The sequence below is a fragment of the Vibrio variabilis genome (assembly GCF_003263785.1).
GTDB classification, from domain to species: Bacteria; Pseudomonadota; Gammaproteobacteria; order Enterobacterales; family Vibrionaceae; genus Vibrio; species Vibrio variabilis.
The window spans coordinates 38,599-64,739 of the sequence record NZ_JYJK01000087.1; the positions used below are offsets into that span (position 1 = coordinate 38,599).

Genomic DNA, 26,141 nt, shown 5'->3' on the forward strand with positions numbered 1-26,141 from the left:
ATGTTTAAGAAAAGCCTTGTAATTGGTACTGCTGTACTATCATTGGCAGCTTGTCAAAGTACTCAGTCGACCGTTGAACAAGCTCAGCAGTTTGCGCAATGTACTTTCCCAGACTCTCCAACACATGAAGCGCCAGCATGGGTTTGTGATGTGATGCCACAGGATCTTGGTGCTGGGGCAATGGGCTATGCCAAAAAGAGTCGTGCCGGAATTGGCGTTATGCGTGAGCGAGCAGTCAATGCTGCGCGTGTTCAACTGGCGTCTCAATTCCAGACCGATGTGAGCAACATGTTCAGAGAAGCGATCGAAGGCTCTGTTTTATCGAGCAATGAAGCAGAAGTTGAGTCTGTAACTGAAACGTTTGAGTCAGTAACACAGAACGTTGTTACGCAAAATCTTACCAATAGTAAGTTGATCGTTAGTCAGGTTAGTCCGGCTGGTGGCTTATACGTTTTGGTTGGAATGGACAAAGAGGCGTTTAAGTCGAGCGTGAATCAAGTGGTTGACCAAGCGAGCGAAGCTAAGTTGTGGAATCAGTTCAACAACGAAAAAGCGGAGCAGGAGCTTTCCAATGCGCTTAACTCGCTAAAAAGCATGTAATTAGCAATACACAGGGATCTTCGGATCCCTGTTTCTTACCAGTCAGGATTAGATCAATGCGAAAAATAGTCTATTCAGCTCTCGCACTATCCATTGCCACCACGTTCTCTCCCGTTATTAGTGCAAACTCCCAATCATTTGATGAACTGAACAAAGTTGTCGCCAAAAAGAACCGTCCTCAAGAAGAGGTATATCGTGAGTTTAGGGATTACGTTAATCAACAGTTTGATGAGTATGAAGCGTGGCGTGAAAACTATACGGCCAATTTAGATCAGCAGCGAGGTGAATTGATTTCTCGTTGGGGCAGTGCGGAGCTTTCGGATGAAACCAAAGATGTAGAATATAGTGATGACGAATCGATAAGAAAAGTCGTCGATTATGACAATAACACCGCTGAAATCTCTGTTTTGGTTGATGAAAATATGACAGAGGATCAAGCGAAGAGTCTTGTCATTGCCAATGTTCAGCTTCCAGATGGTACTACCCTTGCGATTAATCAAGCCGATGTCACACAACAAAGCGTTGCGTATTCCCATGAGCAGCAGGCCAAAGAAAAAGCGTTCATAGTCAAACAAACTCAACAACAGATGAATGAGTATGACATTCAAGCCGACCGCTTGATTGCGGCGAACACTGGCGTGCCAGACTCCTTTATTTATGAAAGAGCGCACAATAAAAAGACAGCCTAATCAAAGAAGCGCAGCAGCGGATAGCGACTCTAAATGCACAGTATGAGCAACAGCGTAAGATGCTCGGAATCCGTGAACTTCCTGATCAAAAGATGGTTGAGAATAAAACGGCTGAGCCAACGCCAAGCCCCGTGCCTGCCAAGGAAGTGACTCAACCAGAAATAGGCACGTCCCTCGCAGCCGTTGATAAAAATTCAGAAGATGTCAAAGAGACAAGACCAGATCAAGAAATAAACCAGGTGGAAGTTGCCAAAGCTAAAACGGTTGAGACGTTGACGCCAAACCAAACTGAGCTGGTTAAAGAGACGGCGAAGAGTGAGCAAGTAAGTCAACCGGAATCTGCAAAAGTGGCTGAAGTTGCTGTAAACGAGCCAAAACAGAAAGTCATCACATACAAAATCAAACTCCCAAACAACAGTCTTGCGAAACGCGCGGCTACGTATCAGCCATTAGCGCTTGAACAGAGTAAACGATGGGAGCTTGATCCAGCGCTTGTCATGGCGATTATGCATAGCGAGTCTTCATTCCGTCCAAGGGCAAAGTCCCACGTTCCTGCGTTTGGACTTATGCAGGTTGTCCCAACTAGTGCCGGTCATGATGTCAATCGAATGGTGCGAAATATCGATGCGCCGATGAAAGAAGCTGAGTTATACCAGCCAGGCTTCAATGTTGAAACGGGTACGGCATATTTGCATATATTGGACACGCGTTACCTTAGCCGGATCACCAACGATGAGAGTCGTTTGTACTGTGCTATTGCCGCCTATAACACGGGTGCTGGTAATGTTGCTAGGGCTTTCAACTCCGATAATTCAACCAATATCAGAAAAGCAGCCAAAATCATCAATCAGATGACGCCAAAACAAGTGTTTGAACGTTTGATTGAGCGCTTGCCTTATGATGAAACCAAAAACTATCTCAAGAAAGTGTCGTCACGGATGCCACTTTATGAAGCAGAACCAATCTAGAGCAAAGTATGATGTCAGACATTCAAACAATAACATCACCGGAGAGTGAAGAGAATGAAGTAAAAAGGCACTCAATCAAGGATCAATGGACAAAGCTTGTTGCCGTTGCTTCACTGGTTGCCATTGCTTTGGGGAGTTTCAATGACAGCGTTGATGCGCTTGAAAAAATATACCAGTTTTCATTGTCTCAGTTCACGGATATTCCTTCTCAAAGTAAGCTAGAAAAGGTATATGTTCGAGCATCGTCTAATGTCCTTGATGAGGTCATGGGTGCGCCCGTTTACATCAAACGCAGCTCATCAGGCGCCATTATCAAGTATTACCAGGACAGCCGATTTATTCTGTCTGCGATTACTCAGGATGAGTCTATTGCCGCGTTTCTGGTTTTTCCCGTCGATAACTTCCAACCCGATACGACAAAATCATCAGGCGGTAGCCAGTTGTTAAATCGTGCATTCAGTGCTCAGGAGGATGTGTCTGATTTGAGAGCAAACCTGTCACGTATCGCTACTTATTATGTTGAAGAAAATGCGGGTGGGGAATTTGGGAACTTGTATGCGTCGGTTTCTGGTTTTTCCCAATTCGAACAGGACATGAGCGCCAATAGTCGTAATGACTTGGACAGATTGGTTGATGGCATCATGCTTGGAGAGGATGTCACCGCGGTTGCGCAAAAACTTAGACAGGATCTGGTACCTAATTTTTTCGGCTATAGCACGCTTGCGCTCTATGAGTTAGAAGAGGCCATTCTTTCAAAGTCTGAGTACCAGTTAATTCGACCTTAGCCACGGATACCTATGCTTTTGGTGCATATTTTGCCTGGAAGCTTGAGTTAACGTTTTGTTTTTCAAAGGGCGACAACGTCGCCTTTTTTTAGTTGTAGTTATAATGGATTATTTAGAAACGCTGAAATCTCTCTACCTTTCCCTAACAGAGGTAGAAAAACACTTTTTTCAAATCGCTGCCACCACGGTTTCATTCTGTCTTATCCCTTGGCTTGTTCGTACCGTTCTATCACAGTTTTTAGATCTAAAACTCAATCGAGAAAAAAAGCAGTATGAAGCGCGCTTTGTACATCGCGTGCAGTACTTGGTGGGCTTTGTCTTCAGTCTGTTTTGGTTTCAATACTTCTCGGCGGAGGGGTGGTACAACAAACTTGCGGAGATGGGACTCATCGTATTCTCCGTTTTAGTGATTCATTCCGTGCTCGACCTTTTCGAGGCTCGATTCAGCAAGAACGAGTCACTGGATGGGATCCCGATTAAGCCGTTTATCGAGCTTATCAAGATTGTTACCTCTGTCATGATGATTGTGATGATCTTGGCTATCTTACTGGATATCCCGCCTATGGCGCTGGTCAGTGGTATTGGTGCAATGTCGGCAGTTCTGATACTCATTTTCAAGGACAGCATCCTTGGTATCGTGACGGCGATTAAGATAAATGTGCACCGATTGGTTCGCAAAGGAGATTGGATTGAGGTAGAAAAGTATGACGCAGATGGCGTTATCAAAGACATCACGCTCAACGTTATTACGGTCGAGAACTGGGATAAAACCACCTCTATTATACCGACTTACGAGATACTGAATGTTGGCCTAAAGAACTGGCGCAGTATGACGAATCAAGGTCGAAGAATTAAACGCAGTCTTGCGCTCGATGCTAACAGCATTAAGTTTCTAGACATGAATCAGGTCAGTCGATTGGCGAGCGTACCGCTTCTTAGAAGCCAAATAGCGGAGCTATGTGACACTCATCAGCTCAATCAACTAGGCGACAATATCAACAAACGATGTTTGACCAACGCAGGGCTGTTTCGTCTTTATATTGAAGCTTACCTGCGATCCAGAGAAGACATCACTCAAAAGCATACGCTTATGGTTCGCCAGTTGGACTCTTCTGCCAAAGGCGTTCCTCTAGAGATTTACTGTTTCACTAAGAACACGGATTGGACGCATTTTGAAACTGTTCAGGCAGAGATCTTTGAACATCTTTATTCTGTGCTGAACCTGTTTGAGTTGCGGGTTTTCCAAGATGTAAGTCAACTGGAGCTAGCTCAGGTTGCGTAAAGTGCCACTAGGGACAATTATCCCAACTAAAGCCGGCTGACGTCACAAGTGAACAAGGGTTTGAGTAATGATAAGCCTCCAAAGATTCATCTTTGGAGGCTTAATTAATGAATAAATAAAATGCTAATTATTGAATCAAAGCAATTGCCATATCCCTATCCGCTTGCGTTAGCCCCCATTTAAAGAAAAAATCATCAGATAGGTTACTGGAAGCGAAAGCAGAGAAATTGTCACATACCACTTATTAATTGTACGTTCAGTTTCTGTGATTTCATTCCATTCCAACCTACCGCGCACACAGAATGCGAATCCGAAGAAAATCGTGCAAACAAGAAAAAACTCTACAGGAAGAGGAAGGCTTAAGGGGCTAGCTAACTTTTCACTAAACTTAGGAAAAGCTAATGTAATCAGAAAGTAAATGGTCACGAAGTTCTGAAAAAGTAGGTACGCTGTAACTGCGATTGATTTGAAATTACTATCCGCATCACCATGTTTTTCAAAATACTGTTTGGATATTAGTTTGTTCTTGTATAGAAACTTAATTTTCACTGGGTAGTTTACCATCTATGTTTTTATTCACCGCCAACTTCTTAAGGTCTTCGATTTCGCTGCTACAACAACGGTATAGCCTTGGTCAGTGACTAACTGTGCGGCTTCTAGCTTAAATTCGGGACTGAGGGCTCTTCTTGTACGTTTTGTCATGGCTTCACCTGTTGTGTACGAGGTGCATTCTAACCCGTCTAATCAGGTGTCTAGATTCACTATGCCACTACAACTGACTGAGGCCGCTATGCATCGGATCTAGAAGCTTTTTAGCGGCTCGTTGCTCCTAAGAAGCGACAACGCTTCAGTTGGAGAGGTTTATGTCATGATCAGAGAGCTGAGTAAGCTTACTGGGCGAGGTATGCCTGAAGCTTGATGTGTTGGCTAGAATACAGCCAGCTGTGTCTCTTGACACTTTGAACATAATTTTGGAAACAACGCCCTAAATTTACCATTTTTCTGGAAATTACCCTAGTAATGGCAATGCGAACAGGTGCATCAGTAGACAGGTATAAATACCGGCGACAATATCATCAAACATGATCCCGTTGCCCAAGCCCAGTTTGTGCTCTACCCGCTTAATCGGATAGGGCTTCAAGATATCAAAAGTCCTAAAGATGACAAATCCAATTAGTATTGTTTGCCACTGAGCAGGAACTAGAAACATGGCTATCAGAAATCCGATAATCTCGTCGAAAACAATGATGCCAGGGTCTACTTGATTTAAGTAGCGAGCCGTCTGGCGACAGAGGAATACTCCAAACCAATACAGCGCGAATACCCAGCCAAGATAGGCCAGAGGAGATAGATTCGCTAGGGTGTAGTAGAGTGGGATGCTAATAAGGTGCCGATAGTACCAGGCATGGCAGTTAGTTTACCTGCGCCAAGACCGTAGGCTAAAACCCGAACGGTACGATTGATGAAGGAAGGGGTTGGCATTCTAAGCTCCTAAACGATGGCCTCAGCTTGGTCTGAGGCCTAATTGGATGATTTATTCGGTGGCTGCTTTAGTTGATGCAGCGACTACATTCGCTGTAGATTGGTTTTATCCTCGAGTAATCTCCGCCGCTTTTACCCCGGCCATACCCAGCATGGTGATCATCCATCCGTTCATGATCAGGCGTACTCCGACCATTACGCCTAGTGCATAGAGGCCGGTATCAGGCCAGTTGTAAACAATAAAACATCCCAGCATCAAACTGGTGATACCAGAAAGCATTACCCATCCCCAACCGTTGTTTGGGCGCAATTTAATGCCATTGTAAATGGTGACAAAACCATCGATGAAAAAATAAATCAACAAGACACCAGTTATAGTGAGCATGCCAGTTAACGGAGATACGAGCATTAGCATCCCAGCAGCTATCGTTACGCCCCCATCAAGAACTGCAATGCTCCTTTACCCCAGTGGTCTGACTTAAAGCAATACACAATCAGAGTAATGCCCGCTGCAACAATGGCTATAGAGGTTAGTTTTGTGGCAGCTAGAGTGCTCAAATAGGGGCTAAGTATGGCAAGCATACCCAGTAATATCAGTGAAAACCCGGCAACTGTGGCTAGTTTGGCGTTGGCTTTTATCTGTTTGCTGAGTTGGTTAATAAAGCGCTTTTCTGCATCTTGCAGCGTCATTGGTGTGGTCATGGGAACCTCGTCTGTGTAATTAAACTGACTTAATGCTAGCGCACTGAAGGAGGTGAACCAATGTTCTAAACGGGGGTCTATTCATAATAAAAACGTATGAATTAGTCTGGTTTGCTCGAAACTATGTGAAATAACTGAGCCCCAACTAATCCCATGTAGAGGTAGCCAATCATGGCTTGTGAAGCGGCAATAAAACGGGCGTTTTCGGATGGAGTAATATCACCATACCCCAGAGTGGTCCAGGTAGTGAAACTAAAGTAAAGTGCAGATGAAAAATCTTCAGTTACACTCAGGTCAACGTAGATTGAGGCATATTGAAAGATGATAACTAACATGATGATCACCAGAATAAATAGTGCCTGTAATGAGGTGTTTTGCGCTCTTTTATGGCTGATGTCTACTAGGTAAGTTGATGAAAATAAGAGGATTAATATTACATTTGCCGAGTTGATTAGAGGGTGATTCATCAGCTTAGACAACCCTACTAAGGGTAAGGTTGCAGTGGCCAGAATGATCAACAGTTTATGGCGGCTTATTTTGCTCATGGTTGACTCCTTGGGAAAAGGTACCAGCAGCCGTAGCTGTGGTACCGGAGACGTTGGATTAAGCCTCTGCAGTTTCACCTAAAGCTGAGCGCAGCTTTTCATCGGCGTCGTCAGACAACGAGGTTTTAATCAATTTGCCTTCAAACTTTTCTAGCTCAGGTAACACCTTGTCAGCGTTTGCGTTATGAACCAACAAGAATAGAGCTGAGCTGTCGTTTTGAAGTGCCTGACCACACTCCTTCATAAACTCATTACTTACACCAAAATCACTCAATGAGCCGGAGATAGCGCCTGCCCTGCCCCACTGCTGCTCCTGCCAATGGGTTCATGAAAAATCATTCCGATCAGGCTCCCAAAAAACCACCACCAGCAGCCCCTACAGCCGTCAGGTTAACGGTCTGGTGTAGCTTGACCTTGCCTTTACTGTTTTTGGTGACCACAACGGCATCTTCCATGCTTATCAGGTGTGCTTTTTGCAGACCTTTCAGGTTTTTACGTACCTCAAAAGCAGTATCTTTTTGTTTGAAGCTAATTGCTACTAGATTACTCATACATTACCTCATGTTCAGTTAAATGTTGTTAATTACTTGAAAACGCCGCTTACTTTACCGGGCTGATAGAAAGGAATTAAGGGGAGGAGTGATATACGGATTTATAAGATTTGTGAATGTATTAACTTGGTCTAATGTGTTTTAATCAGTTGCAGTTATCTTCTTACTGCGAGGTTTTTATGACAAAGAAATATGGCGACCTGAATCTCTTGACGGTTTTTTTGGAAGTATATCGACTGCGCTCTATTACCCTCGCGTCTGAGGCGTTAGATATGAGCCAACCAGCGGTTAGTAATGCAATGAACCGGTTTCGAGAGCAAATAGGGGAAGAGCTGTTTGTCCGTGAGGGACGTGGCATCTCTCCAACTAGTACCGCTCACTATCTAGCAATTGAGTTGGAACCTATGATGAAACACATCGATCGCACAATCGATAACTTGAATGAATTTGATGTGAGCTCATCACGTAGTTTCAAGGTTTTGCTGCCAGAGCCACTTCTTTACGCGCTGCATAAGCCGCTCGAAAGTGACCCTAGACTTGGAAACTGTCAAATTGAATATGACATTATTCCACCTTCTCGAAGCGAACTTCTCAAATTACTGTCGTTACAAAAGGTAGACCTAGCCATTGACGTCACCCCGGTTGACAATCTTAGCTATAAGTCAGAGCTCATATGTGAAGATCCTTTGACAGTGATCTGCAGTGAAAATCATCCCAGGGTAGGTGATAGCATATCAATGACAGAGTACCTTGGAGAGAGTCATGTCGCACTTGAGTTAAAGCGTCAGGGATTGCATGCTCTTGATTACTATACTAAAGAGCAATTTCAGCGCCGTATAAGAATGGAATGCTCATCGACCGTCGCAATGATTGCTATGGTCAGTGCTGGTGAACTACTTGGAGTTACAAGTGAGATGCTGTACCGCCAGTACGCTGTGCCTTTGAAAGTCCGTAAAGTGGCTGTACCATTTGAAATTAGCCCGATTCAGTACCACATGGTATATCACAAAAAAATGGCCAAGAACCCTGCCTTGCAGTGGCTAACATCTTTCGTACGAACAATTACTCAAGAAATGCAAACCCAAATATAGACTCTCGCTATCACGGGGTCGACCTCGGGCTTTTGCTTGAAGTGACCCCCTGTCTTAAGCATTCTATTAATGGAACTCAACCAAGCAACACCTCCTCCTCTCTCGTAACCCCATCAAACATAGTGCTTCTATATTGGGAGCGCCTTAAACCATAGCCAACTTTAGCGGCTCAAAACGTTGTCGAAATTTGACTTGAAATGGTGTCTCGAAGTTTATCACCATTACGAAGTTTCTTGAGCATGACACAATACATTACCTTTGGTTATGTGTAGAAGGTATCTCTCCCTTATGTATTGTTATGTTCCAGTCTTCCAAAATAGCCTCATACCAACTTGAGACACACAAAGAGGCTCTCTATGAAAACACATTTTCACTCATCAGCTTTATCCATGGCTATTTTAGTATCATTCGGCGCTGCCGCGGACAATGACTATGAATCCATCGATACTTATGCAGGTAAACCAGCGACCGAACATACCATTGCAGCGAATAACGAACTCGCGAAAACGCTACCGTGGCAGGACACTTCTGCTTTTGAGCGTTCAAAGCGTGGGCTGATAGCAGCATTTGGTGATCACCGTGTAGGTGAGCTTCGCAACCGAATGTCTCACATGGATGTTGAGCATATTCGTAACGACCGACCAGACACTGTGAACCCCTCTATATGGCGTCAAGGTCAGATGAACTACGCTTCAGGTGGTCTTTACCAAGTGACAGAGGGTGTGTATCAAATCCGCGGTGCGGATCTTTCAAATATGACTATCTATCGTACTGACAACGGCTATTTGATTCATGATCCTTTATTGCACGATGAAGTTGCAGAAGCGGCATGGAACTTTGCGAAACAGCATTTACCTCCTATTAATGGTGAACACAAAATTACGGGTATGATTTATTCTCATACTCATGCTGACCACTTCGGTGGATCTCGAGGCATTCTCAACACAGGCGACTTTATGGAAGATGCACCGGTGATTGCTCCTGGTGGTTTCATCAAAGAAATGGCTGACGAAAACATTATGGCCGGCAACGCAATGTCTCGACGAGCTCAATATCAATACGGACAATCACTAGAAAATGATCCTACGGGTATCGTGGATAACGCTTTAGGCATGGGCTTTGGCAAAGGCGCTGTAACGTTGGTTTCACCTACAACTGAAATTGTCGAGCGTGAAGAAATTCGTGTTATTGATGGACTTGAGGTTCATTTCATCAATATGCCAGGTGCAGAAGCACCAGTGGAGATTGTCAACTATGTCCCAGCATATCGCTCATTAAATACTGCAGAGCTTACGTACGATGGTCAACACAACATCTATACGTTCCGGGGTGCTAAAGTTCGCGACTCCCTTGCGTGGGCGAAGTACCTCACGGAGCTGAAGATGCGTTTTGTCGATGCAGGTCTGGTAGACAACATTCATTCGGCTCATTCAGCTCCTGTTTGGAATGACACAGAAACCGAAACCAACGAAATTGCACACTACATGGAGATGCAACGCGACAATTACAGCTGGTTACATAACAACTCGGTTCGATTGGCAAACCATGGTGTTACGATTGGCGATGTAGGTCGAGAGATTGAAGCAATTGTACCGAAATCTCAAAGACAAAATTGGGCATCTCGTGGGTATCATGGTTCATACAGCCATAACGCTCGTGCGATTGTAAATCTATATCTTGGTTATCATGACCTGAATCCGGTGAACACCAATCCACTAAAAAGTGTCGATAAGTCTTGTACTTATGTGAAAGCGGCGGGTGCGGATAACTTCTATGCTGCGGCAAGAGCACACTTTGATGCCGGTGAATATCAAGAGGCTGGCCAGCTATTAAATGACTTGGTTCAATGTAACCCAACGAACATTGAATATCGTGAGTTGCTAGCAGATACATTTGAGCAGCAAGGCTACCAATCAGAAACGATGGCGTGGCGCAACTCATATCTGCAGGGTGCCGTGGAACTGAGAACCAACGAAATTGGTGAATCTTTAAAAACAGCGTCAGAAGATGTGATTGCAAATACCCCAACTACAAACTTCCTAGATCTTGTTGGTGTTCAGTTTAATGGTCCTAAGGCGGAACAAGCTGAGCTTAGCTTTAATATGGGTATCTACCATCCGGATATTGAGGAGCGTCACTACATAGAAGTATCGAATGCTACTTTTTCGCACATTCCTGTAACCGAGCTAGGGTTGGACAAAATGATGCCGCAGTTAGATACAGAAATTATTATACATAAATCAGATCTCACTCGCGTACTCACAGGGCAAACAACACTAGAGGCTCTGTTTGAAAATGGACAAGCAGGATTACGTGGTGAAGCTCAGAACCTAAAAGGCTTAAAAGATGCACTTGATGAGTTTGATATGAAGTTTGATATCTTACCTTTAATTCGTTAGCAAACTAAAGAAGAAAGGCGCTCAATAGAGCGCCTTTCTGCTAATCAATTTCTCAATGGAAATTATAATATCAACATCCCATAGTTATTAAGAATGCCTCACTTTTATAAAATCAACTTCGTTTGTTGTTGCAAAAATATTTAATTTAGTATTTAGGGCGGAGCTGGTGTTATGATGTTCCTACTATAATAATTGATCCAGTAAGGGTGCTAAAAGTGAAAATGTATTTGTAATAAATATGAGTAGTCATAATCTTGCGATTATTTAAATTGTCATCTTTATCCTTAAAATGACTAAAAATGTAATCATATAAGGTTAATGATATGAGATTAAAACTAATTTTCGCACTATTGGCTTCTTCATCTATTGTTTGCGCAGAAGATAAACTGCAGGATATGTCAAATCCTATTGCTATCTATACTCAGGCAGGAGTCGGTCTTTCAAATAAAGGTATCAACCTGAAATTTGGTAATACTTATGACACGGGCAATGATACCTCTGCAGGTATGAATATTATCGAGTTGAAAGGCATCATGGGTGACACATTTGGCTGGGCTGATGAGAGTGTGTCCAGTAACAGTATTGATAGTTTTCGGATCCGAAATTTCTATGGTTCTACAGAAACCTGGTCTGGTCGGCAGCTAGATTTGGACTGGCGCTTTCATACCCGGCCACCACTGAATGACCTGGGTATAAATAGTTATGGAACCGCATCATATGCTTTGGCTCAGGCACTGCCACCGCTCGGTCCATTTCAACTTTTCCCGATTATTGGTGTGGGTGCCATTATTACTGATACTGATGATGGTTTTAAGTTACCAGGGGTTTTTGCTGTCGCTGGTTTCTACGGCAAGGTTACGCTCTCCGACAAAATCTGGCTTAACTATAACCCTATGTATATGCGAGGTATCTCTGGAGTCAAAACACCATTTGGCGACATGAATGAACAGTCGCTGCTTGCTCACGAAATTGCCGCCTCATATCAACTAAATCCACGCCAGAATATTCGCCTTTTCGTCAACTTTACCAATCGGGATGATGACAGTAGTTGGAGTTATTTGAATGACAAAGGAGACATTAGGTTCGAGTTTAACCATCAGTTCTGATATTGGATTTGTGAATGTTATAAAATCAGTCGGCTTTATTTATTAAGTTACCTCTAAGAGCTAGAATGAATTTAGAAAGTTAACCAGTTAATTATTTAGTAACCCGGAGTAAATTATGTCAATTAAAACTGAAGAAAGAATTTTTTCTAATGAAGATAGTATAAAAGGTAGTAGTGACGCAGCCAAGTTTAGCGCCTCGGTGGCAAAGAGGCTGGATACAGCAGCAGATAGACTTGAGACCATACGAGGAACAATTAAAAGCGCTCCTAAAGATCTAGGTGATAAAATTAGTGTGGCTAGAGAAAGGCTAGCGGAAAACAATGCAGACTTTAATAGAAATATCGCTGAGAAAAGTTGTGAAATAAAAGAGCACTTGCAAAAATCCAAAGAAGAGCTGGATGAAAAAATTGAAGAGTTGAAAGTTAACGCTGCAACAAAAAATGCTGAGCTGAAAGCTTGTGCTGCAGAAAAGCGTGAAGCTCTGAGTAACAAAGTTGAACAAAGCTGCCAAGCAATGGATAAAAACCTAGATGCAATTGCCGATCGTATCGATGAAAAAGATGCTGCACTACGTGCTGAATATCAGAATTCAAAAACTGATTTCAATGAGTCGATGGCTGAGACTAAGCGAACATTGGCTAATGGTAACGCTTCATTACGTCAAGGCATTGAAAGTGCAGGCAGTAAAGTCAAAGATAAATGTCACGGCGTCAAAGATGCTATTGACACCAAGGTGGCTAAAGCCAAATCCAATGTCTCTGATTGGCAGAACGACAAGAAACTGGCGAAATTAACGCGCCGCGCTGAGAAAACTGAAGATAGAGCAGAAGAGCAGGTTGTTAACGTACTACAAGCGTTGTTTGAAGCCGAGCATGCCTGCCTCGATGCACTGGAAGCGAGACTGGAGCTTGAAAAAGCCCAAGCTGATATCGAGAAAGCACAATAAAGTACTGGAGGGAAAGGGGAGAACCTTTCCCTCTTCATTGTGAGGAGTCTCCCATGAACAAAACCCCAAACCTTGTTCTTACCCTGATCGCTATCAATTTGGTGATTTTCTTCTTTCCCGGTGATGTAGGCCGCTGGTTGAATCATGTCATTGCTTTATATTTTCCTGAGCATAACAACTTTCGGATTTGGCAGTTGGTGAGTTACATGTTTGCCCATGGTGGCATTTCTCATCTTATGTTGAATATGTACACCCTTTATGTTTTTGGAAGTGTGTTGGAAAACATTTGGGGTGGGAGAAAGTTTTTAGCCTATTACCTATTGACGGGGTTCGGCGGTGCGGTGTTATACACGCTGGTAAATAACTATAACTTCACCAACATTGTCAACGAGTTATATGCTGCAGGCATTTCTACAGCTGAATATCGCGGAATGCTATCAGCCAGTCAGTTTCGTCCACAATCATAACCGCTATGGGGGAAGACCGTCTGTTACAGTTTTACCGTATTTTAAACGGAGCGGTTGTCGGTGCATCTGGCGCTATTTATGGTCTGCTGGTGGGCTTTGCCATGCTTTTTCCAAAAGCAAAAATGTCGTTATTTTTTCTGCCAGTTTCTCTACCCGCTCTGTACGCTATTGGCGTGTTTATCGCCATCGATTTGTTCTTTGGTCTGAGCTCCCATACTGTGGGGAATATAGCCCACTTCGCTCATGTTGGAGGTGCATTAAGCGGTGCGTTACTGACCTCTATATGGCTGAGAAAATCACACGATGCTCCCAGAACGCTCTCGTATTCGACTAAAAAATAGGCTGGAGGTAACATGAAAGCCCGATTAATTATTAATGGAAAAAAAGCCGCTTCTTCCGCACTGCGCCAAGCTGTAACCAATTGCCGGTTAGCAGGTACTGAACTGGATGTTAGGGTCACTTGGGAACACGGGGACATAGCCCGTTTATGTGATGAAGCCAAGCAGGAAGGTTTCGACAACTCAGGAGCTCGGCTTATCATTGCTGGCGGTGATGGTACCATCAATGAAGTGGTTAACGCCGTTATGCGTTGGCCTAGTGAGCAGCGTCCTACTTTGGGTATCGTGCCTATGGGTACGGCCAATGACTTCGCTAAATCATGTGAACTTCCAGAGTCAACTGAGCTGGCACTTCAAGTTGCCCTAACAGGCAGCTCTTCGGCGGTGGATGTCGGGCGCTGTGATGCCACCCATCTAAGCGAGCCACTTTGGTTTGCTAATATGTTAACTGTTGGCTTTGGTGCACAGGTGACAGCCCAGACACCTGTGGAGCTAAAAATGTTCTAGGCGGTAGCGCATACACGTTAGCAGGTCTGGTACAAGCGGCGCAGTTTAAGCCTTTCAAGGTGACAGTGCAGTGTGATGGCTACGCGTTCTCCGGTAACGTGATTGCGGGTGCGCTTTGTAACGGTCGTTTTGCCGGTGGTGGTCAGGAACTGGGCAAAGGAGCAAAGCTAACAGATGGTCAGATGCAGATCTGTTTTCTAAAAGATTTTCCCAAAAGTGCAGTAGCGAAAGTGCTAAAGGAGATTGCTGACTATAATCAAACTGGTCATTGTGCAGGCGAATATTTGGTGAGTTTTAAGAGTACTGAACTTATAGCTGTCACTAGCCAGGCGGTTGCAACAAACCTTGATGGAGAACCACAGCAGCTTCACGCAGGTCGCTTTTCGGTCGAACCTGCAAGTTTGAAACTGTCTTTACCCTCTTATGCTCGTCATTAATCGCTAATCATAAGCTCATTTCTATGGCCGGCATTCAGACCGGCCTTTTTTATCTGTGATCCAAAGTATACTTGCGCCTGTCACGCTGAAGGTCAGGAGGCACCTACCAAGCAATTTATCTGTTGTTCATTGTGTTAGCGCCGTGTAACTTCCCAGGCGACCACCACTTTAAGCAAGAGTAAGGGCTAAAAAGGGCAGGTATGGCCACATGGCAATGTCAGCTCTTTAGCTTTTTACGTCAACAAAAAGCTTACTTATCCACTGTGCATGAGAGATCCATTAGATTGCTTAACGTAGTGCTGGAATTTCAAAGATGAATATAAATGTGACGAAGATATTATTGCACTAACCACATTGGAGAACTAGCAGGGCGGCAAGAATGCTTGATTGCTGCGATGAAGGAGTAAGGCTAATAAACTTAGGGCACTCAGAACATAAACCTTAGACAAGAGCTGTATATACTATTTGAGAAAAGAAGCTTGGATGTGCAAGCTGTGACCATGTAGAGGTACGATACGCTTGACGTTGTGTTTGAGCATAATGAGGAACTGACCACTGTATGACATTAACTTATGGGTGTGGTTGGTTCCAGTTTGGAATAAGGTAGTGTCATTATTTGGATTGTCAGAGGTGAAAGGCATTGAAAACTAACCAATGCCTCTCAACCAAATCATGAGCTCCTGCTGCGCTGATATAACTTGCCCGATGCATTCACCGCGCGAAGTAGCTTAAAACCCAACCCGGTACCAGTCCCTATCATTACCAGACCAATTATAGAAGCACCGTTGAGGAGAGGAGGAATGCTGTTGCTCAAAACGAGACAACCTCCTAGAAAGGTACTTCCACTTAATAGACCGTAAACCAGTCGGTTAACCACCGCATCCAGATGACGGTGCTGCAGATTCACTTCCACTGTTCCGTCATTAATTTTATGGAGAGCTTTATCCAGAAAACGCGGGATAAGGGTGAGTGTCTGCTCCCATGCCAACGCAGACTTTGTTAGCTTGTTGCTCAACCGTTTGGGTGACAAGCGCTGGCGCTGTAATCGTTGCAGGTAGGGCTGAATCGCTTCGGCTAGACTAATGTGTTGCTCTAATGAACGGGAGGTGCCATCGAGCATCAAAAGTACTCTTAATAGCATGGAAACCGATGATGGGATAATCAAGTGATGTTTGCGAACAATATCTGTGAAGCGGGTGATCACCGCGCTGGTATCCAACTCACTAAGGCTCAGGCTAAAATAATTGTGAATAAAATCCTCTATATCCAACTGAAAGCTATCACTATCAAGTTGTGAATGTCCCTGACAAAGCTGCAGTACGTAGTGACTTACTTCCTCGGCGTCTTTGTCCACTGCAGCCAAAAGGATTTTTTCTACTAGAGTGCTATCCTGGCGTGTAAGTCGTACGACCATACCATAATCCAGCAGCCCTATCACTCCTCCGTCGAGCAACCAAAGGTTGCCTGGGTGGGGATCGGCATGAAATAGTTGATCACGAAAAATCATGTCTAGGTACATATTGATACCAGTGTGAAATATCGCCTTACTATTGTAAGCACAGTCTTTCATGCGATTAGTATCACCAATACTGAAACCGTTCAGTCGCTCCATACAGAGTACGCGGGCTGTAGAGTATTGTCGCCAGGTGACAGGAATTTTCACTCTGTTGTTATGTCGGAAGTGTTGCCGAAATAACTCCATACTCCGTAGCTCTCTAGCATAATCTAGTTCACCAAGAAGAGCCCGGCTAAAGTCATTGACCAATCTTTTGGGTTGATACAGACGAAGATTGCTTTCGTACTTCTCCGCTAGGTTAGCCAATAAAGCGAGTATTTCTAGGTCGGCTTTTATGGTGTCCGCAATCCCCTGGTGTTGAAGTTTTACTACTACCTCTTCGCCGGTATGTAATCTGGCCAAATGAACCTGACCTATCGAAGCCGAACCAAGCGGAGTAAAGTCAAACTCAGCAAACAAGGTACTGATTGGGGCACCCAACTCTTGCTCAAGGCATTGGATGACATAATCTTGGTCATCCGCTGGCACCTCTGATTGTAATTTACTCAACTCATGGGCTATTTCCGGACCGATCAAGTCAGCTCGGGTACTAAGCAGTTGACCCAGTTTAATAAAAGTTGTGCCCAGCTCAATGAACGCCATTCTGAGTCGAATGGGCAATGAAGCCCTCTTTGACTCTTGTTGTTCTGTTGTACTGATCAGTGCTTTAGTAAATTCTGGGTCGCTATCTTTTATCCAGTGAGCAAAACCATATTTGTGCAGTATTGTTACTATGGTTCGAAAGCGGCTAGCGTTGTTTTTGTATTGGCTGAATTTTCGGATTTTCATAGCAGGAATCCTTCAGCTTCGTTCACTTTTTCCTGCCGTTTTTGCCTGCTATATACCTCTTTTGGTACAAATTCAGAAGGTAAGATTTTACGGAAATCAACTTGTTGGAGGAATCGCCCATTGAATTCAGAACACCCAGAAGTAGGTTGAGCTTGACCAAATTGAGCCAAGTCTGGTACGTCGCGCTGATAGGGGACTATGTAATCAGTCTGTACTGTTTCTAATACTTGTCGAACCGTAGCGGGGATAAATCGATTAATAGCTATCATTGTCTCTCCTTTCTTTGATAAATACATTATTTACTAGCTAGGCAAGACGGATAAATAAATCAGAATTGGTACTACTTATTCACGGGCTGTATATATGTTTTCATTCCTAAGTCCAAGAGGCGGTGTCACTTAATATAACCAGACATTATAAATGGTTATATCGCTGACAATGTTTTTTTTCAAGCTGATGGTTATATTCTTAGAATCTGAACTTTCAGATTAAAGAGGTTATCTTATGAAACACATCATTTTTCTTAAACGCTTATGGACACCTAAATTGATCACCCTGATCTACTGGTTTCTGATGTCACTGGTGTTTATTAACAGTATTGCCATTATGTTCGATATGAGTGCGGGCGGTTATAGTATTGAACAGTTCCTTCATGGTAGCGCTTTTCTTATTGGCGGAGCATTGGCGACTCGGATATGGTGCGAAGTTTTGATCGTTATCTTTAATATCAGCGACAACCTACAAAAACTCGCTGAAAAATAATAACCATTATCATATTTGTTACGGGGCTTTTAACTGACAGAGAGCTTGACTGTAGAGTATTTCATTCAGGTTTTACTTACTATCAGGGAGTACTATCTCTAGACTCCTTTCTGTCAGTTTCGGGATCCTATTGCTTAACATAAACTCATAGTCCTAATTTAAGTGACTACGCTAAAGTATTTTTGCCCTTAAACTTGCGAGCGATAGCATGGCAGATTTCACTTTCATACCCTATGACTGCGAAGTCATGGAAAATTAACCTAAGCTGATGTAACTGCGCCTAATCCATTCCCGGTTCTACCCAAACGCTTCCAACAAGCCTTTGTCATTCTGCAGTTTTTCAACGAAGGAGTTTTTAAGGCTGGGTGGTTCGTATATTGTAATTATTTTGTAATTTTACTGATCGTGATGGGTAGTGCGAAGTAGAGGGAAGGGTAAAAAGTCTTTATTTACCATAGGTTAAGAGAGTTTTGCTCCCTTTTAAAACGGTGAAACCCCGATGTTGGTAGCATCGGGGTTTCGAATTTTTTAAAATTCTTGGTTGGTAAGGCCGAGAATCTTTCTATGCATAAGGTTTGGATTAAATCCGATTAATTCCTTGGTAGGGGAATTAGATACGGATGAAGTCCATGTGCTCAACTTTTGGCTTGAACGCGTGACGTTGAACGTCTTGTGGCTTAACCTTAACTTCTTCGCCAGCGATCACTAGAGTGATGCCTTCGTAGAATTCTGGCTTGTCCATTTGGTTTACGATGTCATCGTGGTTTAGAGCAACTGATACAGGTGCTGCTTCACCACCGTAAACGATTGCTGGGAATTGACCAGCGTGACGTAGGCGGCGGCTCGCACCCTTACCTAGTTCAGTACGTACTACTGCTTCGAATTTCATAGTTTTTACTCTCAAAATAGTAAAATTAACAAATACGTTTTGACATAGCGACCTAGTCAAAACTTAAATCGCTTTGAGTGATCGTAAAGATACTCTCAAAACGAGCGCGGATACTAACATTCATACTGTGGCTCGGCAATAGCAAATTGCTTATATCTCTACTATTTTTCGCCCTTTGCGCGCTTTAGCTTAAGAACTGCGCGCAATCCGCCCATTTTACTCTCTCCAAGCTCCAATTGGCCACGATAACTGTGCGCCATTTCAGAGACGATATTGAGACCAAGACCTGTGCCAGGCGTGCTTTCATCTAGCGAACGCCGCGCTTGGTGACTTCTCGGCATTGCTCTGCTGGAATGCCAGGGCCGTCGTCTTCGATAATCAGTTCTACTTCAGAGTCATCAATAACATTGGAGTGAACTCGGATAAAGCGGTTACCCCACTTGTAAGCGTTCTCCAGTAGGTTGCCAAGCATCTCATCCAGGTCTGCTTTTTCAACCGCGACTTCTAAATCGGTATCAAGCTCGCTAATAAGAGCAATCTCTCGTTCGGCAAAGACTTTGTCAAAGGCGAGTGAGATAGCATCAACGCGTTCGCTAGGGGACGATTTAACCGCGAGGATGTTCATTGCGCCAGCCATACGTGCGCGGCCTAAATGGTAATCAATCTGCGCTTGGATTTGAGCGATTTGTGGCTCCAATTTGGCGCGGTCTTCAGTAGGTAGGCTTTCAAGCTCGTTCTTAAGCACAGATAAAGGCGTTTTGAGTGCGTGCGACAAGTTGCCTGCATGATGCCTTGCGCGCTCTAGCAGCTCTTGATAGTGAAACAGTAGGGCATTGAGGTCTTTGACCAAGGGGGCAATTTCTTTAGGATATTGTTCATCCAATGAATGTTGTTCGCCGGCTCTTAGGCTTTGTAACTCACGTTGCATTTTACCTAATGGGCGCAGAGACCAGCTCACCTGACCAATAATAAGTGCCAATATACCCATCACCATGATACCGAGGATGAGCCATAACTCGCCGGTTAGAGACTCTAGAGTCTCGTCGATTGGATCTTCATCTTGACCGATAATGATGGTGATGCCTTCGCTCATTTCAGGCAGAAATAGCGTACGTTTGATGGTGATGAGCTTTTCACCTTCAGCACCGAAATAGTGAGGACGTTTACCTTTGCCTTTGCTATGTAGCGTTTGATCCCAAAGTGAGCGCGAGCGCAATGTCGTCTGCTTGGTCTCTATTTGCCAGTAGAGGCCGCTGTAGGGTTGATTAAAACGAGGATCAGAGAGTCGTGCTGAGAGGATCAATTGGCCTTGTTCGTCGACCTCCAAGTTTGCGGCAATTTCATCCATGGCATGGCCAAGTTGAACTTCGAGATCACTGATTAAGTAATCTCGAACTAACCCTGGAATGGACACACCAGCCGCAATTGTCATGGCGGAGAGCCACAACGTCGCGGCGAGCAATAGGCGAGTTTTGAGGCTGAGCTTTTTGGCTCCTTTGCGCAGTCTCTCTTTAGAAAGGTTAGGCATTCAACTGATACCCTAGTCCTCGAACGGTTCTTATGACATTCGGAGCGATCTTTTTGCGAATTCGGCCGATGAAGACTTCAATCGTGTTGGAGTCGCGGTCAAAGTCTTGTTTGTAAATGTGCTCAACCAGCTCAGTACGGGAGATGACTTTGTCGGCATTATGCATAAAGTAAGCAACCACTTTGTACTCAAGTGCCGTGAGACTCACAGCGTTACCTTGCCACATCACTTTAGACGTTCGCGTATCTAAGCTCAGATCACCAATTTGCATCAGTGGTGAGGCGTTGCCGGAGGCGCGGCGAAGCTGTGCACGGATACGGGCGATGAGCTCAATCATTTCAAAGGGTTTGGTGAGGTAGTCGTCTGCACCTGCGTTGAGGCCTTCAACGCGCTGTGTCAGTGTGTCACGAGCGCTAAGGATCACAACTGGCGTGTTAATACCTTCATCTCGAATACCTTTTAACACTGTTAGGCCATCGATTTTAGGAAGCCCTAGATCGAGAACAATCGCATCCCAATCCTCAGATGTAGCGCGATAAAGTGCATCAATACCATCTTGAGCCAGCTCAGGTACCCAGCCTGCGCTTTCAAGAGTTTCTAAGATCTGTTCACCCAATCTTGGTTCATCTTCAACAACAAGAATCTTCATTATCTTTCTCTTTTTTTATTTATAGTTGTTTGCGAATTGTATCGTTGTTTGTGACTTATTTTTTGATAACTCGTTGGAGATTATGGCCTTTGATCTCCATCATCTCCAGTGTTGTTGCATTGTATTCAACCTTTATAACGTCTTGGTCGTGCAATAGTTTGAGCTCGTAGATCCATTCGTTGTCATCTTCTTCAAGCTCAACTTTAATCACGCGCCCGTTGAGATCGTTTTCAACCGTTGCAAAGAGCTCAGAGAAGGGTTTAATGAGGCCTTGTTGAACGGCATCAAAGACTTCGTCCTGATCTTCATCGAACTCAACGCGAGTATCACCCGTCTCTACATCTTGAACTAACTCATGCCCACTCTGTTTATTCGCTGCCTGGTCGTTAGAGAAAAAGCCCGCGCTCGCTGTTAAGGGGGCGACAAGCAAGGCTGAAAGAGCGAGTGTGGCAAAGACTTTATTTACTGGGTAGGTCATAGCAAGATCTCAGCGTTATCAAATAGGGTATCAATATAAAGGGCGAAATATGAATCAAACCTGAACAGGTTTTCAGTTTAATTCATCATCGAACACCTTATCGCGCATTTTCCAGAAACGACCACTTTTACGAGCGATGACAAAAGCGGGCAATCGAAACCTGTGCTGGTTGTTCACGACCTTAGTTGGCGAGGTCGCATCAAACTCACGGTGTTTATCCGCCAAATGCGGGCGTACGAACTTAGACAAAAAGGTCTGTTTCTGTTTTTTTGTGCTCAAAGACCAAAACTCACTCACTTGAGCATCGTTTTCGCCGATGTAGTTAACTCGCAGGCTGCTTTTGCCTTTGTCATCTTTGTGGACTTGCAGGTTCATGTCGACGCACTCGAAGACTAATGCGTCTTTAAGGTTTAATGCTTCTTTGAGCTTTTTATCTGGGTCGACCAAGGTTGCGTCGCACTCGTGACAAATTCGAGCGGCAATGTCGTTATCTGCGCCACATTCAGAGCAATACTTAGCCCTAAATCGATAGTCACAGTGCTCACGTTCTCCAGTTTCTTCATCGGTAAAATAGCCTTGGCACTTGCGGCCAAAGTGCTCAATCAAAAAACCGTTGGCATCGAGCTTGCCCCAAAAGTCATTATTAAACCCGCAGGCAGGGCAGGGGATGGTAATGATTTCTGAGTCTGAATCGGGTTTTGGGTTGCCAACTTCAGGCTGATAGAGATCGTAAGTGTTGCCTGCATAGTCAAGAACCAAACACTCCGTTTTGCCATCAGAAAGACGAAGGCCACGCCCGACAATTTGCTGGTACAGACTGACGGATTCGGTTGGGCGCAGTATCGCGATTAAATCGACATGTGGCGCATCAAATCCTGTGGTCAGTACGGAGACATTGACCAAGAATTTGATGTCTCGCTGCTTGAATCGGTTAATGATGTCGTCGCGCTCAGGCGTTGGTGTGTCGCCTATGACGATTTGACTGGCTTGTTCTGGCAACAGAGATAGGATTTCCTGAGCGTGACGTACTGTCGCAGCAAAAATCATCACACCCTGCTTATCTTCACTGTAGCGGATGATTTGCTCAACAATCTGGGGGTCGCACGCTTAGACTGCTCAATCACCAAGTCCATCTCCGACTCTTTGTATTTGCCCATGCTGGTGGGTTTTAACTGAGAGAAGTCGTAGCTCAGCACGGGAGCATCGATGAGTTTTGCAGGGGTTAGGAACCCTTCATCCAAAAGGTACTGAATCGGGAGTTCAAAAATACAGTCTTTAAAGAAACGCGGCTCATCGCTACGCACTAAACCCTTGGTGTGATATTGGTAAATCCAGCCCACACCTAGTCGATATGGGGTCGCGGTTAGTCCAAGTATTTTTATGCCGGGGTTAATTTCGCAAAGATGACTAATGACTTTTTGGTAGCTCGATGTTTTGGTCTCTGGTACGCGGTGGCACTCATCGATGACCAGCAATGAGAATTGGTTGGCAAACGCATTTAGGTTTCTCACCACAGATTGTACTGAAGCGAATACGACTTGTTCGGAGGTTTCTTTGCGTCCGAGACCCGCTGAAAATATCGATCCTTTCAGGCCATAGCTTCATATTTTGCGTGGTTTTGTTCTACTAACTCTTTTACGTGGGCAAGCACCAGCACTCGACCACGTGCAAGGCGAGCAAGCTCAGCAATGACCAAGCTTTTACCAGCGCCTGTTGGGAGCACAATGACAGCTGGCGTGTCATTTTTGCGGAAATAATGGATAACGGCTTTAACGGAGTCGGCTTGATAAGGTCGAAGCGTGTACATACGGCTCAGTTTTACTCTACATTTTGAAAAACCCCTCTATAATACCCCACGAAATGAAAACGAGGTATTCATGCGTTTAGATAAGTTTTTGTGTGACGCGTTAGGCGCTACACGTAAAGAAGCCACAAAAATCATCAAATCAGGCGACGTCACTGTTGATGGCGTGATTCAAAAGAGTGGTGCATTCAAGGTAACAGAAGAGAGCAGTGTCGAGTGGCAGGATCGAGAGGTTCGTATGCAAGGCCCTCGCTACATCATGCTATTTAAGCCAGATGGTTTTGTTTGTTCTCATGAAGATGGATTTAACCACACGGCCTTTATGCTGCTTGATGAAGTGAAAATGGAAAATCTCCACTTTGCAGGTCGATTAGATGTGGATACTACCGGCCTGGTGTTGATTACCGATGATGGTCAGTGGTCACACAGAATTACATCGCCAAAACACAAGTGTGCTAAGACTTATCGCGTGTGGTTAGCCGATCCTGTTCAGCCAAACTATCAGCAAGCGTTTGAAGAGGGTATTGAGCTAAGAAACGAGAAAGCCCCGACGCTACCAGCTCAACTTGAAATCATCGATGATAACGAAGTGCTACTGACCATTCACGAAGGCAAATACCATCAAGTTAAGCGCATGTTTGCGGCACTTGGTAACAAGGTTGAAGGTCTGCATCGTGAGAGTGTGGGTGAAATTGTTCTTGATGAGATGCTTGAGCCTGGCGAGTATCGTTATCTCACTCAAGAAGAAATTGACTCAGTCTGGAAAAAGTAATCCAATCTCACTCAACGGGACGTTGAGTAAAACATGAGCATAAAAGCAAGGAATGCGGCTCATCGACGTTTTAGGAGCGATATGAGTTCTCAAACCACATCGCAGCCCAATACACCCCAACTTGGTTTGTTACTGTTTTTAGTGCTTGGCGCTATTGGTGCATTGACGCCGCTGGCGATTGACATGTACCTCCCTGCGATGCCAACGATCGCGCAGGATATGGGTGTCACGGCCGGGGCTGTGCAAATCACGTTAACCGTGTATACCGCTGGGTTTGCTATCGGTCAGCTTTTGCATGGCCCGCTTGCGGACAGTTTTGGACGCAGACCCATCTTGTTATTTGGTGTGTTCTTTTTCGGTGTTGCCTCCGCGGTGTGTGCGACTACGACCAGTATTGAATCGCTTACTTTGGTTCGTACTGCGCAAGGGTTTGCTGGTGCTGCCGCAGCGGTGATTATCCAAGCTGTCGTGCGTGACATGTTTGATAAAGAAGATTTCGCGCGCACCATGTCGTTTGTCACCTTGGTGATTACCTTGGCACCTTTGGTAGCACCAATGATTGGTGGTCACCTTGCCGTTTGGTTTGGGTGGCGCTCAATCTTTTGGGTGTTGATGGGCTTTTCGGTGATCGTGATTGCCGCTGTGCTTTGGAAAATTCCAGAAACACTGGCGCCAGAAAACAGGCAGCCACTGCGCTTTAGAACCACGATTAAAAATTATCTGCGTCTTTGTCAAAATCCAGTTGCGATGGGGCTTATTTTCTCTGGTGCGTTTTCATTTGCGGGTATGTTTGCCTTTCTGACGGCGGGTTCGTTTGTCTACATTGATATCTATGGTGTGTCGCCCGATCAGTTCGGTTACCTGTTTGGTCTGAATATTGTGACTATGATTATCATGACCAGTTTAAACGGCCGCTTTGTTAAGAAAGTAGGCTTGCACGGGATGCTGCGCTTTGGCATCGGTGTCCAGCTATTTGCGGGCATGGGGCTATTAGTGAGTGGCGTGCTAGAGCTTGGTATTTGGGGCATTGTGCCGTTTGTGATGCTATTTGTTGGGACTCTGTCTACGATTGGTAGTAATGCTATGGGGTTACTGCTGAGTGGTTATCCGACAATGGCTGGCACGGCATCGTCGCTAGCGGGTACGTTACGATTTGGCACTGGCTCGGTAGTTGGCGCTATTGTGGCGTTTTTACCGAGCGGTACTCCGTGGCCAATGATTGCATTAATGGCGATTTGTTCGGTATTATCCGCCGCCTTGTATTGGACGTTTGGAAAGAAAGCATAATGTCTGCATATTATTCAGAAATTCAGAAAGTCGTGAACTCAGCGTTAGAAGAGCTCGCGGCGGAACACGCAACAGGAAAGCTGATTAATTCGCCTGTAACCAACAACCATTTTTTGGTGCGATGGGTAACGCGTGCAATTAAAACTCAACGTTTTGGTAAAACGACGAGTGCGAACCTTATTCAATGGCAAAAAACCGGGCGTTCTAAGGGCAATGAGTCGATGCTAGAGCCAACGTTCAAGCGTATTTCAGCGTATTACGAAGGCTTCTTCGGTGGCGAGATAGCTCCGATCACTGATGCTAAAATCGAACAGTTCATTGATGATATGGAACAAGCAGGCTGGGGCGTGTGTACATCGGAAGTGTTGACTGATGGCAGCAAAGTCCAATTCTTTACCGATGGCGCTAACTCATTTGCTGTGTGTGCTAATCAGTGTGATGACTGCTTTGACGGTGAGAATCTAGTAAAACCAATGAGTTGGTTTGTTCGCGGTAACCATGCCGAGTTCATTACTAAGGCCTATGAGGCTGGATTTATGCTTCACAAAGTGACGGATTATAAGTCTAAAGTGAAGTATCACGGTGAGTACCTTGTTTACCCACTTAACCAGGGTACGCAGTTAGCGGAAATTCCGCTTTCATTTAAAGCGTAGCTATTTGGTTTAAAAAAGCTGGTTTAAAAAAAGCGCAGCTCCATCTTAGTGAATGGGTGCTGCGCTTTTTTGTATCTGTT

Annotated in this window: 27 protein-coding genes and 4 pseudogenes; 16 read left to right on the forward strand and 15 right to left on the reverse strand. The window is 44.5% G+C overall.

Going from position 1 to position 26,141, the window contains the following annotated elements:
* The 4 genes and pseudogenes from TZ48_RS15265 to TZ48_RS15280 all read left to right on the forward strand — a co-directional run bounded on the left by TZ48_RS15265 (position 1) and on the right by TZ48_RS15280 (position 4,324).
* Positions 1–600, forward strand: a complete 600-nt coding sequence (locus TZ48_RS15265) for an LPP20 family lipoprotein (protein ID WP_112479785.1) — start codon at positions 1–3, stop codon at positions 598–600.
* A 56-nt stretch (positions 601–656) separates the two neighbouring features.
* Positions 657–2,257 (forward strand): annotated as a pseudogene (locus TZ48_RS15270) (transglycosylase SLT domain-containing protein).
* A gap of 8 nt (positions 2,258–2,265) precedes the next feature.
* Complete coding sequence (locus TZ48_RS15275; RefSeq protein ID WP_239670908.1) at positions 2,266–3,042, forward strand: ETEC_3214 domain-containing protein; 777 nt, start codon at positions 2,266–2,268, stop codon at positions 3,040–3,042.
* Positions 3,043–3,145: 103 nt separating this feature from the next.
* Entirely contained in the window at positions 3,146–4,324 is a 1,179-nt protein-coding gene (locus TZ48_RS15280; RefSeq protein WP_112479786.1) for a mechanosensitive ion channel family protein, read from the forward strand.
* Positions 4,325–4,900: 576 nt separating this feature from the next.
* Here the strand turns inward: TZ48_RS15280 and TZ48_RS24445 are convergent.
* The 8 genes from TZ48_RS24445 to TZ48_RS25280 all read right to left on the reverse strand — a co-directional run bounded on the left by TZ48_RS24445 (position 4,901) and on the right by TZ48_RS25280 (position 7,604).
* Positions 4,901–5,026 (reverse strand): transposase, encoded by a 126-nt coding sequence (locus tag TZ48_RS24445; protein ID WP_162674611.1) that lies wholly within the window; start codon positions 5,024–5,026, stop codon positions 4,901–4,903.
* Between the two features lie 307 nt (positions 5,027–5,333).
* A complete protein-coding gene (locus tag TZ48_RS15290) occupies positions 5,334–5,708 on the reverse strand; it encodes a phosphatidylglycerophosphatase A (protein WP_112479788.1) in 375 nt (124 codons plus the stop codon).
* Positions 5,681–5,806 carry a phosphatidylglycerophosphatase A gene (locus tag TZ48_RS25270; RefSeq protein ID WP_239670909.1) on the reverse strand — a complete coding sequence of 42 codons (126 nt, stop codon included), beginning with the start codon at positions 5,804–5,806 and terminating at the stop codon, positions 5,681–5,683. Before TZ48_RS25270 ends, TZ48_RS15290 begins: the two co-directional genes overlap by 28 nt.
* Positions 5,807–5,912: 106 nt before the next feature.
* Positions 5,913–6,215 (reverse strand): HdeD family acid-resistance protein, encoded by a 303-nt coding sequence (locus tag TZ48_RS15295; protein WP_162674612.1) that lies wholly within the window; start codon positions 6,213–6,215, stop codon positions 5,913–5,915.
* Positions 6,216–6,235: 20 nt separating this feature from the next.
* A complete protein-coding gene (locus tag TZ48_RS15300) occupies positions 6,236–6,508 on the reverse strand; it encodes a DUF308 domain-containing protein (protein ID WP_112479790.1) in 273 nt (90 codons plus the stop codon).
* Positions 6,509–6,609: 101 nt separating this feature from the next.
* Positions 6,610–7,053 carry a potassium channel family protein gene (locus TZ48_RS15305; RefSeq protein WP_112479791.1) on the reverse strand — a complete coding sequence of 148 codons (444 nt, stop codon included), beginning with the start codon at positions 7,051–7,053 and terminating at the stop codon, positions 6,610–6,612.
* Between the two features lie 58 nt (positions 7,054–7,111).
* Positions 7,112–7,339: a DUF1269 domain-containing protein gene (locus tag TZ48_RS25275; protein ID WP_275426450.1), complete on the reverse strand. Its 228-nt coding sequence runs from the start codon at positions 7,337–7,339 to the stop codon at positions 7,112–7,114.
* Positions 7,340–7,397: 58 nt separating this feature from the next.
* Positions 7,398–7,604, reverse strand: a complete 207-nt coding sequence (locus TZ48_RS25280; protein ID WP_239670911.1) for a DUF1269 domain-containing protein — start codon at positions 7,602–7,604, stop codon at positions 7,398–7,400.
* 179 nt (positions 7,605–7,783) lie between these two features.
* Between TZ48_RS25280 and TZ48_RS15315 the strand changes: the two genes are divergently transcribed.
* From TZ48_RS15315 to TZ48_RS15350, 8 genes and pseudogenes are all read left to right on the forward strand, one after another.
* Positions 7,784–8,695 carry a LysR family transcriptional regulator gene (locus TZ48_RS15315; protein ID WP_162674613.1) on the forward strand — a complete coding sequence of 304 codons (912 nt, stop codon included), beginning with the start codon at positions 7,784–7,786 and terminating at the stop codon, positions 8,693–8,695.
* Positions 8,696–9,051: 356 nt separating this feature from the next.
* Positions 9,052–11,094, forward strand: a complete 2,043-nt coding sequence (locus TZ48_RS15320) for an alkyl/aryl-sulfatase (RefSeq protein WP_112479793.1) — start codon at positions 9,052–9,054, stop codon at positions 11,092–11,094.
* 323 nt (positions 11,095–11,417) lie between these two features.
* Complete coding sequence (locus TZ48_RS15325; RefSeq protein WP_239670912.1) at positions 11,418–12,200, forward strand: hypothetical protein; 783 nt, start codon at positions 11,418–11,420, stop codon at positions 12,198–12,200.
* A gap of 115 nt (positions 12,201–12,315) precedes the next feature.
* Positions 12,316–13,146 carry a coiled-coil domain-containing protein gene (locus TZ48_RS15330; protein ID WP_112479794.1) on the forward strand — a complete coding sequence of 277 codons (831 nt, stop codon included), beginning with the start codon at positions 12,316–12,318 and terminating at the stop codon, positions 13,144–13,146.
* Positions 13,147–13,199: 53 nt separating this feature from the next.
* A complete protein-coding gene (locus TZ48_RS25905; RefSeq protein ID WP_112479795.1) occupies positions 13,200–13,613 on the forward strand; it encodes a rhomboid family intramembrane serine protease in 414 nt (137 codons plus the stop codon).
* Positions 13,614–13,618: 5 nt separating this feature from the next.
* The gene (locus TZ48_RS25910; protein WP_112479796.1) at positions 13,619–13,954 is read left to right on the forward strand and encodes a rhomboid family intramembrane serine protease; all 336 of its coding nucleotides are present in this window, start codon (positions 13,619–13,621) and stop codon (positions 13,952–13,954) included.
* A 12-nt stretch (positions 13,955–13,966) separates the two neighbouring features.
* Positions 13,967–14,458 carry a diacylglycerol kinase family protein gene (locus TZ48_RS15345; RefSeq protein WP_112479797.1) on the forward strand — a complete coding sequence of 164 codons (492 nt, stop codon included), beginning with the start codon at positions 13,967–13,969 and terminating at the stop codon, positions 14,456–14,458.
* An 11-nt stretch (positions 14,459–14,469) separates the two neighbouring features.
* Positions 14,470–14,895, forward strand: a pseudogene (locus TZ48_RS15350) (lipid kinase YegS); the annotation flags it as partial.
* Positions 14,896–15,565: 670 nt separating this feature from the next.
* Here the strand turns inward: TZ48_RS15350 and TZ48_RS15355 are convergent.
* Together TZ48_RS15355 and TZ48_RS15360 are read right to left on the reverse strand one after the other, a co-directional pair.
* Positions 15,566–17,239 (reverse strand): ABC1 kinase family protein, encoded by a 1,674-nt coding sequence (locus tag TZ48_RS15355; RefSeq protein WP_112479799.1) that lies wholly within the window; start codon positions 17,237–17,239, stop codon positions 15,566–15,568.
* Complete coding sequence (locus TZ48_RS15360) at positions 17,236–17,508, reverse strand: hypothetical protein (RefSeq protein WP_112479800.1); 273 nt, start codon at positions 17,506–17,508, stop codon at positions 17,236–17,238. Before TZ48_RS15360 ends, TZ48_RS15355 begins: the two co-directional genes overlap by 4 nt.
* A gap of 235 nt (positions 17,509–17,743) precedes the next feature.
* On the opposite strand from TZ48_RS15360, the gene TZ48_RS15365 reads away from it, so the two are divergent.
* A complete protein-coding gene (locus TZ48_RS15365) occupies positions 17,744–18,001 on the forward strand; it encodes a DUF4282 domain-containing protein (protein WP_112479801.1) in 258 nt (85 codons plus the stop codon).
* Between the two features lie 610 nt (positions 18,002–18,611).
* Here the strand turns inward: TZ48_RS15365 and rplY are convergent.
* From rplY to radD, 5 genes and pseudogenes are all read right to left on the reverse strand, one after another.
* On the reverse strand, positions 18,612–18,890 hold the full coding sequence (rplY, locus tag TZ48_RS15370; RefSeq protein WP_042475403.1) for a 50S ribosomal protein L25: 279 nt from the start codon (positions 18,888–18,890) through the stop codon (positions 18,612–18,614).
* A 161-nt stretch (positions 18,891–19,051) separates the two neighbouring features.
* Positions 19,052–20,418 (reverse strand): annotated as a pseudogene (locus TZ48_RS15375) (ATP-binding protein).
* On the reverse strand, positions 20,411–21,067 hold the full coding sequence (locus tag TZ48_RS15380; protein WP_042498375.1) for a response regulator transcription factor: 657 nt from the start codon (positions 21,065–21,067) through the stop codon (positions 20,411–20,413). The pseudogene TZ48_RS15375 and the gene TZ48_RS15380 overlap by 8 nt, the downstream one beginning before the upstream one ends.
* A 55-nt stretch (positions 21,068–21,122) precedes the next feature.
* Positions 21,123–21,545 carry a PepSY domain-containing protein gene (locus TZ48_RS15385; protein WP_239670913.1) on the reverse strand — a complete coding sequence of 141 codons (423 nt, stop codon included), beginning with the start codon at positions 21,543–21,545 and terminating at the stop codon, positions 21,123–21,125.
* Positions 21,546–21,617: 72 nt separating this feature from the next.
* Positions 21,618–23,352, reverse strand: a pseudogene (radD, locus tag TZ48_RS25915) (DNA repair helicase RadD).
* Positions 23,353–23,422: 70 nt separating this feature from the next.
* On the opposite strand from radD, the gene rsuA reads away from it, so the two are divergent.
* From rsuA to TZ48_RS15405, 3 genes are all read left to right on the forward strand, one after another.
* Entirely contained in the window at positions 23,423–24,121 is a 699-nt protein-coding gene (rsuA, locus tag TZ48_RS15395; protein ID WP_042498381.1) for a 16S rRNA pseudouridine(516) synthase RsuA, read from the forward strand.
* A gap of 81 nt (positions 24,122–24,202) precedes the next feature.
* On the forward strand, positions 24,203–25,408 hold the full coding sequence (locus tag TZ48_RS15400; RefSeq protein ID WP_112479802.1) for a Bcr/CflA family multidrug efflux MFS transporter: 1,206 nt from the start codon (positions 24,203–24,205) through the stop codon (positions 25,406–25,408).
* Positions 25,408–26,061 carry a DUF2913 family protein gene (locus tag TZ48_RS15405; protein ID WP_112479803.1) on the forward strand — a complete coding sequence of 218 codons (654 nt, stop codon included), beginning with the start codon at positions 25,408–25,410 and terminating at the stop codon, positions 26,059–26,061. The genes TZ48_RS15400 and TZ48_RS15405 overlap by 1 nt, the downstream gene beginning before the upstream one ends.
* Positions 26,062–26,141 lie beyond the last annotated feature (80 nt).

Bases quoted from the DNA above. Each gene is read 5' to 3' on its own strand.
- TZ48_RS15265 (WP_112479785.1), top strand. From the start codon at position 1: ATGTTTAAGAAAAGCCTTGTAATTGGTACTGCTGTACTATCATTGGCA.
- TZ48_RS15275 (WP_239670908.1), top strand. From the start codon at position 2,266: ATGATGTCAGACATTCAAACAATAACATCACCGGAGAGTGAAGAGAAT.
- TZ48_RS15280 (WP_112479786.1), top strand. From the start codon at position 3,146: ATGGATTATTTAGAAACGCTGAAATCTCTCTACCTTTCCCTAACAGAG.
- TZ48_RS24445 (WP_162674611.1), bottom strand. From the start codon at position 5,026: ATGACAAAACGTACAAGAAGAGCCCTCAGTCCCGAATTTAAGCTAGAA.
- TZ48_RS25270 (WP_239670909.1), bottom strand. From the start codon at position 5,806: ATGCCAACCCCTTCCTTCATCAATCGTACCGTTCGGGTTTTAGCCTAC.
- TZ48_RS15295 (WP_162674612.1), bottom strand. From the start codon at position 6,215: ATGCTCGTATCTCCGTTAACTGGCATGCTCACTATAACTGGTGTCTTG.
- TZ48_RS15300 (WP_112479790.1), bottom strand. From the start codon at position 6,508: ATGACCACACCAATGACGCTGCAAGATGCAGAAAAGCGCTTTATTAAC.
- TZ48_RS15305 (WP_112479791.1), bottom strand. From the start codon at position 7,053: ATGAGCAAAATAAGCCGCCATAAACTGTTGATCATTCTGGCCACTGCA.
- TZ48_RS25280 (WP_239670911.1), bottom strand. From the start codon at position 7,604: ATGAGTAATCTAGTAGCAATTAGCTTCAAACAAAAAGATACTGCTTTT.
- TZ48_RS15315 (WP_162674613.1), top strand. From the start codon at position 7,784: ATGACAAAGAAATATGGCGACCTGAATCTCTTGACGGTTTTTTTGGAA.
- TZ48_RS15320 (WP_112479793.1), top strand. From the start codon at position 9,052: ATGAAAACACATTTTCACTCATCAGCTTTATCCATGGCTATTTTAGTA.
- TZ48_RS15325 (WP_239670912.1), top strand. From the start codon at position 11,418: ATGAGATTAAAACTAATTTTCGCACTATTGGCTTCTTCATCTATTGTT.
- TZ48_RS15330 (WP_112479794.1), top strand. From the start codon at position 12,316: ATGTCAATTAAAACTGAAGAAAGAATTTTTTCTAATGAAGATAGTATA.
- TZ48_RS25905 (WP_112479795.1), top strand. From the start codon at position 13,200: ATGAACAAAACCCCAAACCTTGTTCTTACCCTGATCGCTATCAATTTG.
- TZ48_RS25910 (WP_112479796.1), top strand. From the start codon at position 13,619: ATGGGGGAAGACCGTCTGTTACAGTTTTACCGTATTTTAAACGGAGCG.
- TZ48_RS15345 (WP_112479797.1), top strand. From the start codon at position 13,967: ATGAAAGCCCGATTAATTATTAATGGAAAAAAAGCCGCTTCTTCCGCA.
- TZ48_RS15355 (WP_112479799.1), bottom strand. From the start codon at position 17,239: ATGAAAATCCGAAAATTCAGCCAATACAAAAACAACGCTAGCCGCTTT.
- TZ48_RS15360 (WP_112479800.1), bottom strand. From the start codon at position 17,508: ATGATAGCTATTAATCGATTTATCCCCGCTACGGTTCGACAAGTATTA.
- TZ48_RS15365 (WP_112479801.1), top strand. From the start codon at position 17,744: ATGAAACACATCATTTTTCTTAAACGCTTATGGACACCTAAATTGATC.
- rplY (WP_042475403.1), bottom strand. From the start codon at position 18,890: ATGAAATTCGAAGCAGTAGTACGTACTGAACTAGGTAAGGGTGCGAGC.
- TZ48_RS15380 (WP_042498375.1), bottom strand. From the start codon at position 21,067: ATGAAGATTCTTGTTGTTGAAGATGAACCAAGATTGGGTGAACAGATC.
- TZ48_RS15385 (WP_239670913.1), bottom strand. From the start codon at position 21,545: ATGACCTACCCAGTAAATAAAGTCTTTGCCACACTCGCTCTTTCAGCC.
- rsuA (WP_042498381.1), top strand. From the start codon at position 23,423: ATGCGTTTAGATAAGTTTTTGTGTGACGCGTTAGGCGCTACACGTAAA.
- TZ48_RS15400 (WP_112479802.1), top strand. From the start codon at position 24,203: ATGAGTTCTCAAACCACATCGCAGCCCAATACACCCCAACTTGGTTTG.
- TZ48_RS15405 (WP_112479803.1), top strand. From the start codon at position 25,408: ATGTCTGCATATTATTCAGAAATTCAGAAAGTCGTGAACTCAGCGTTA.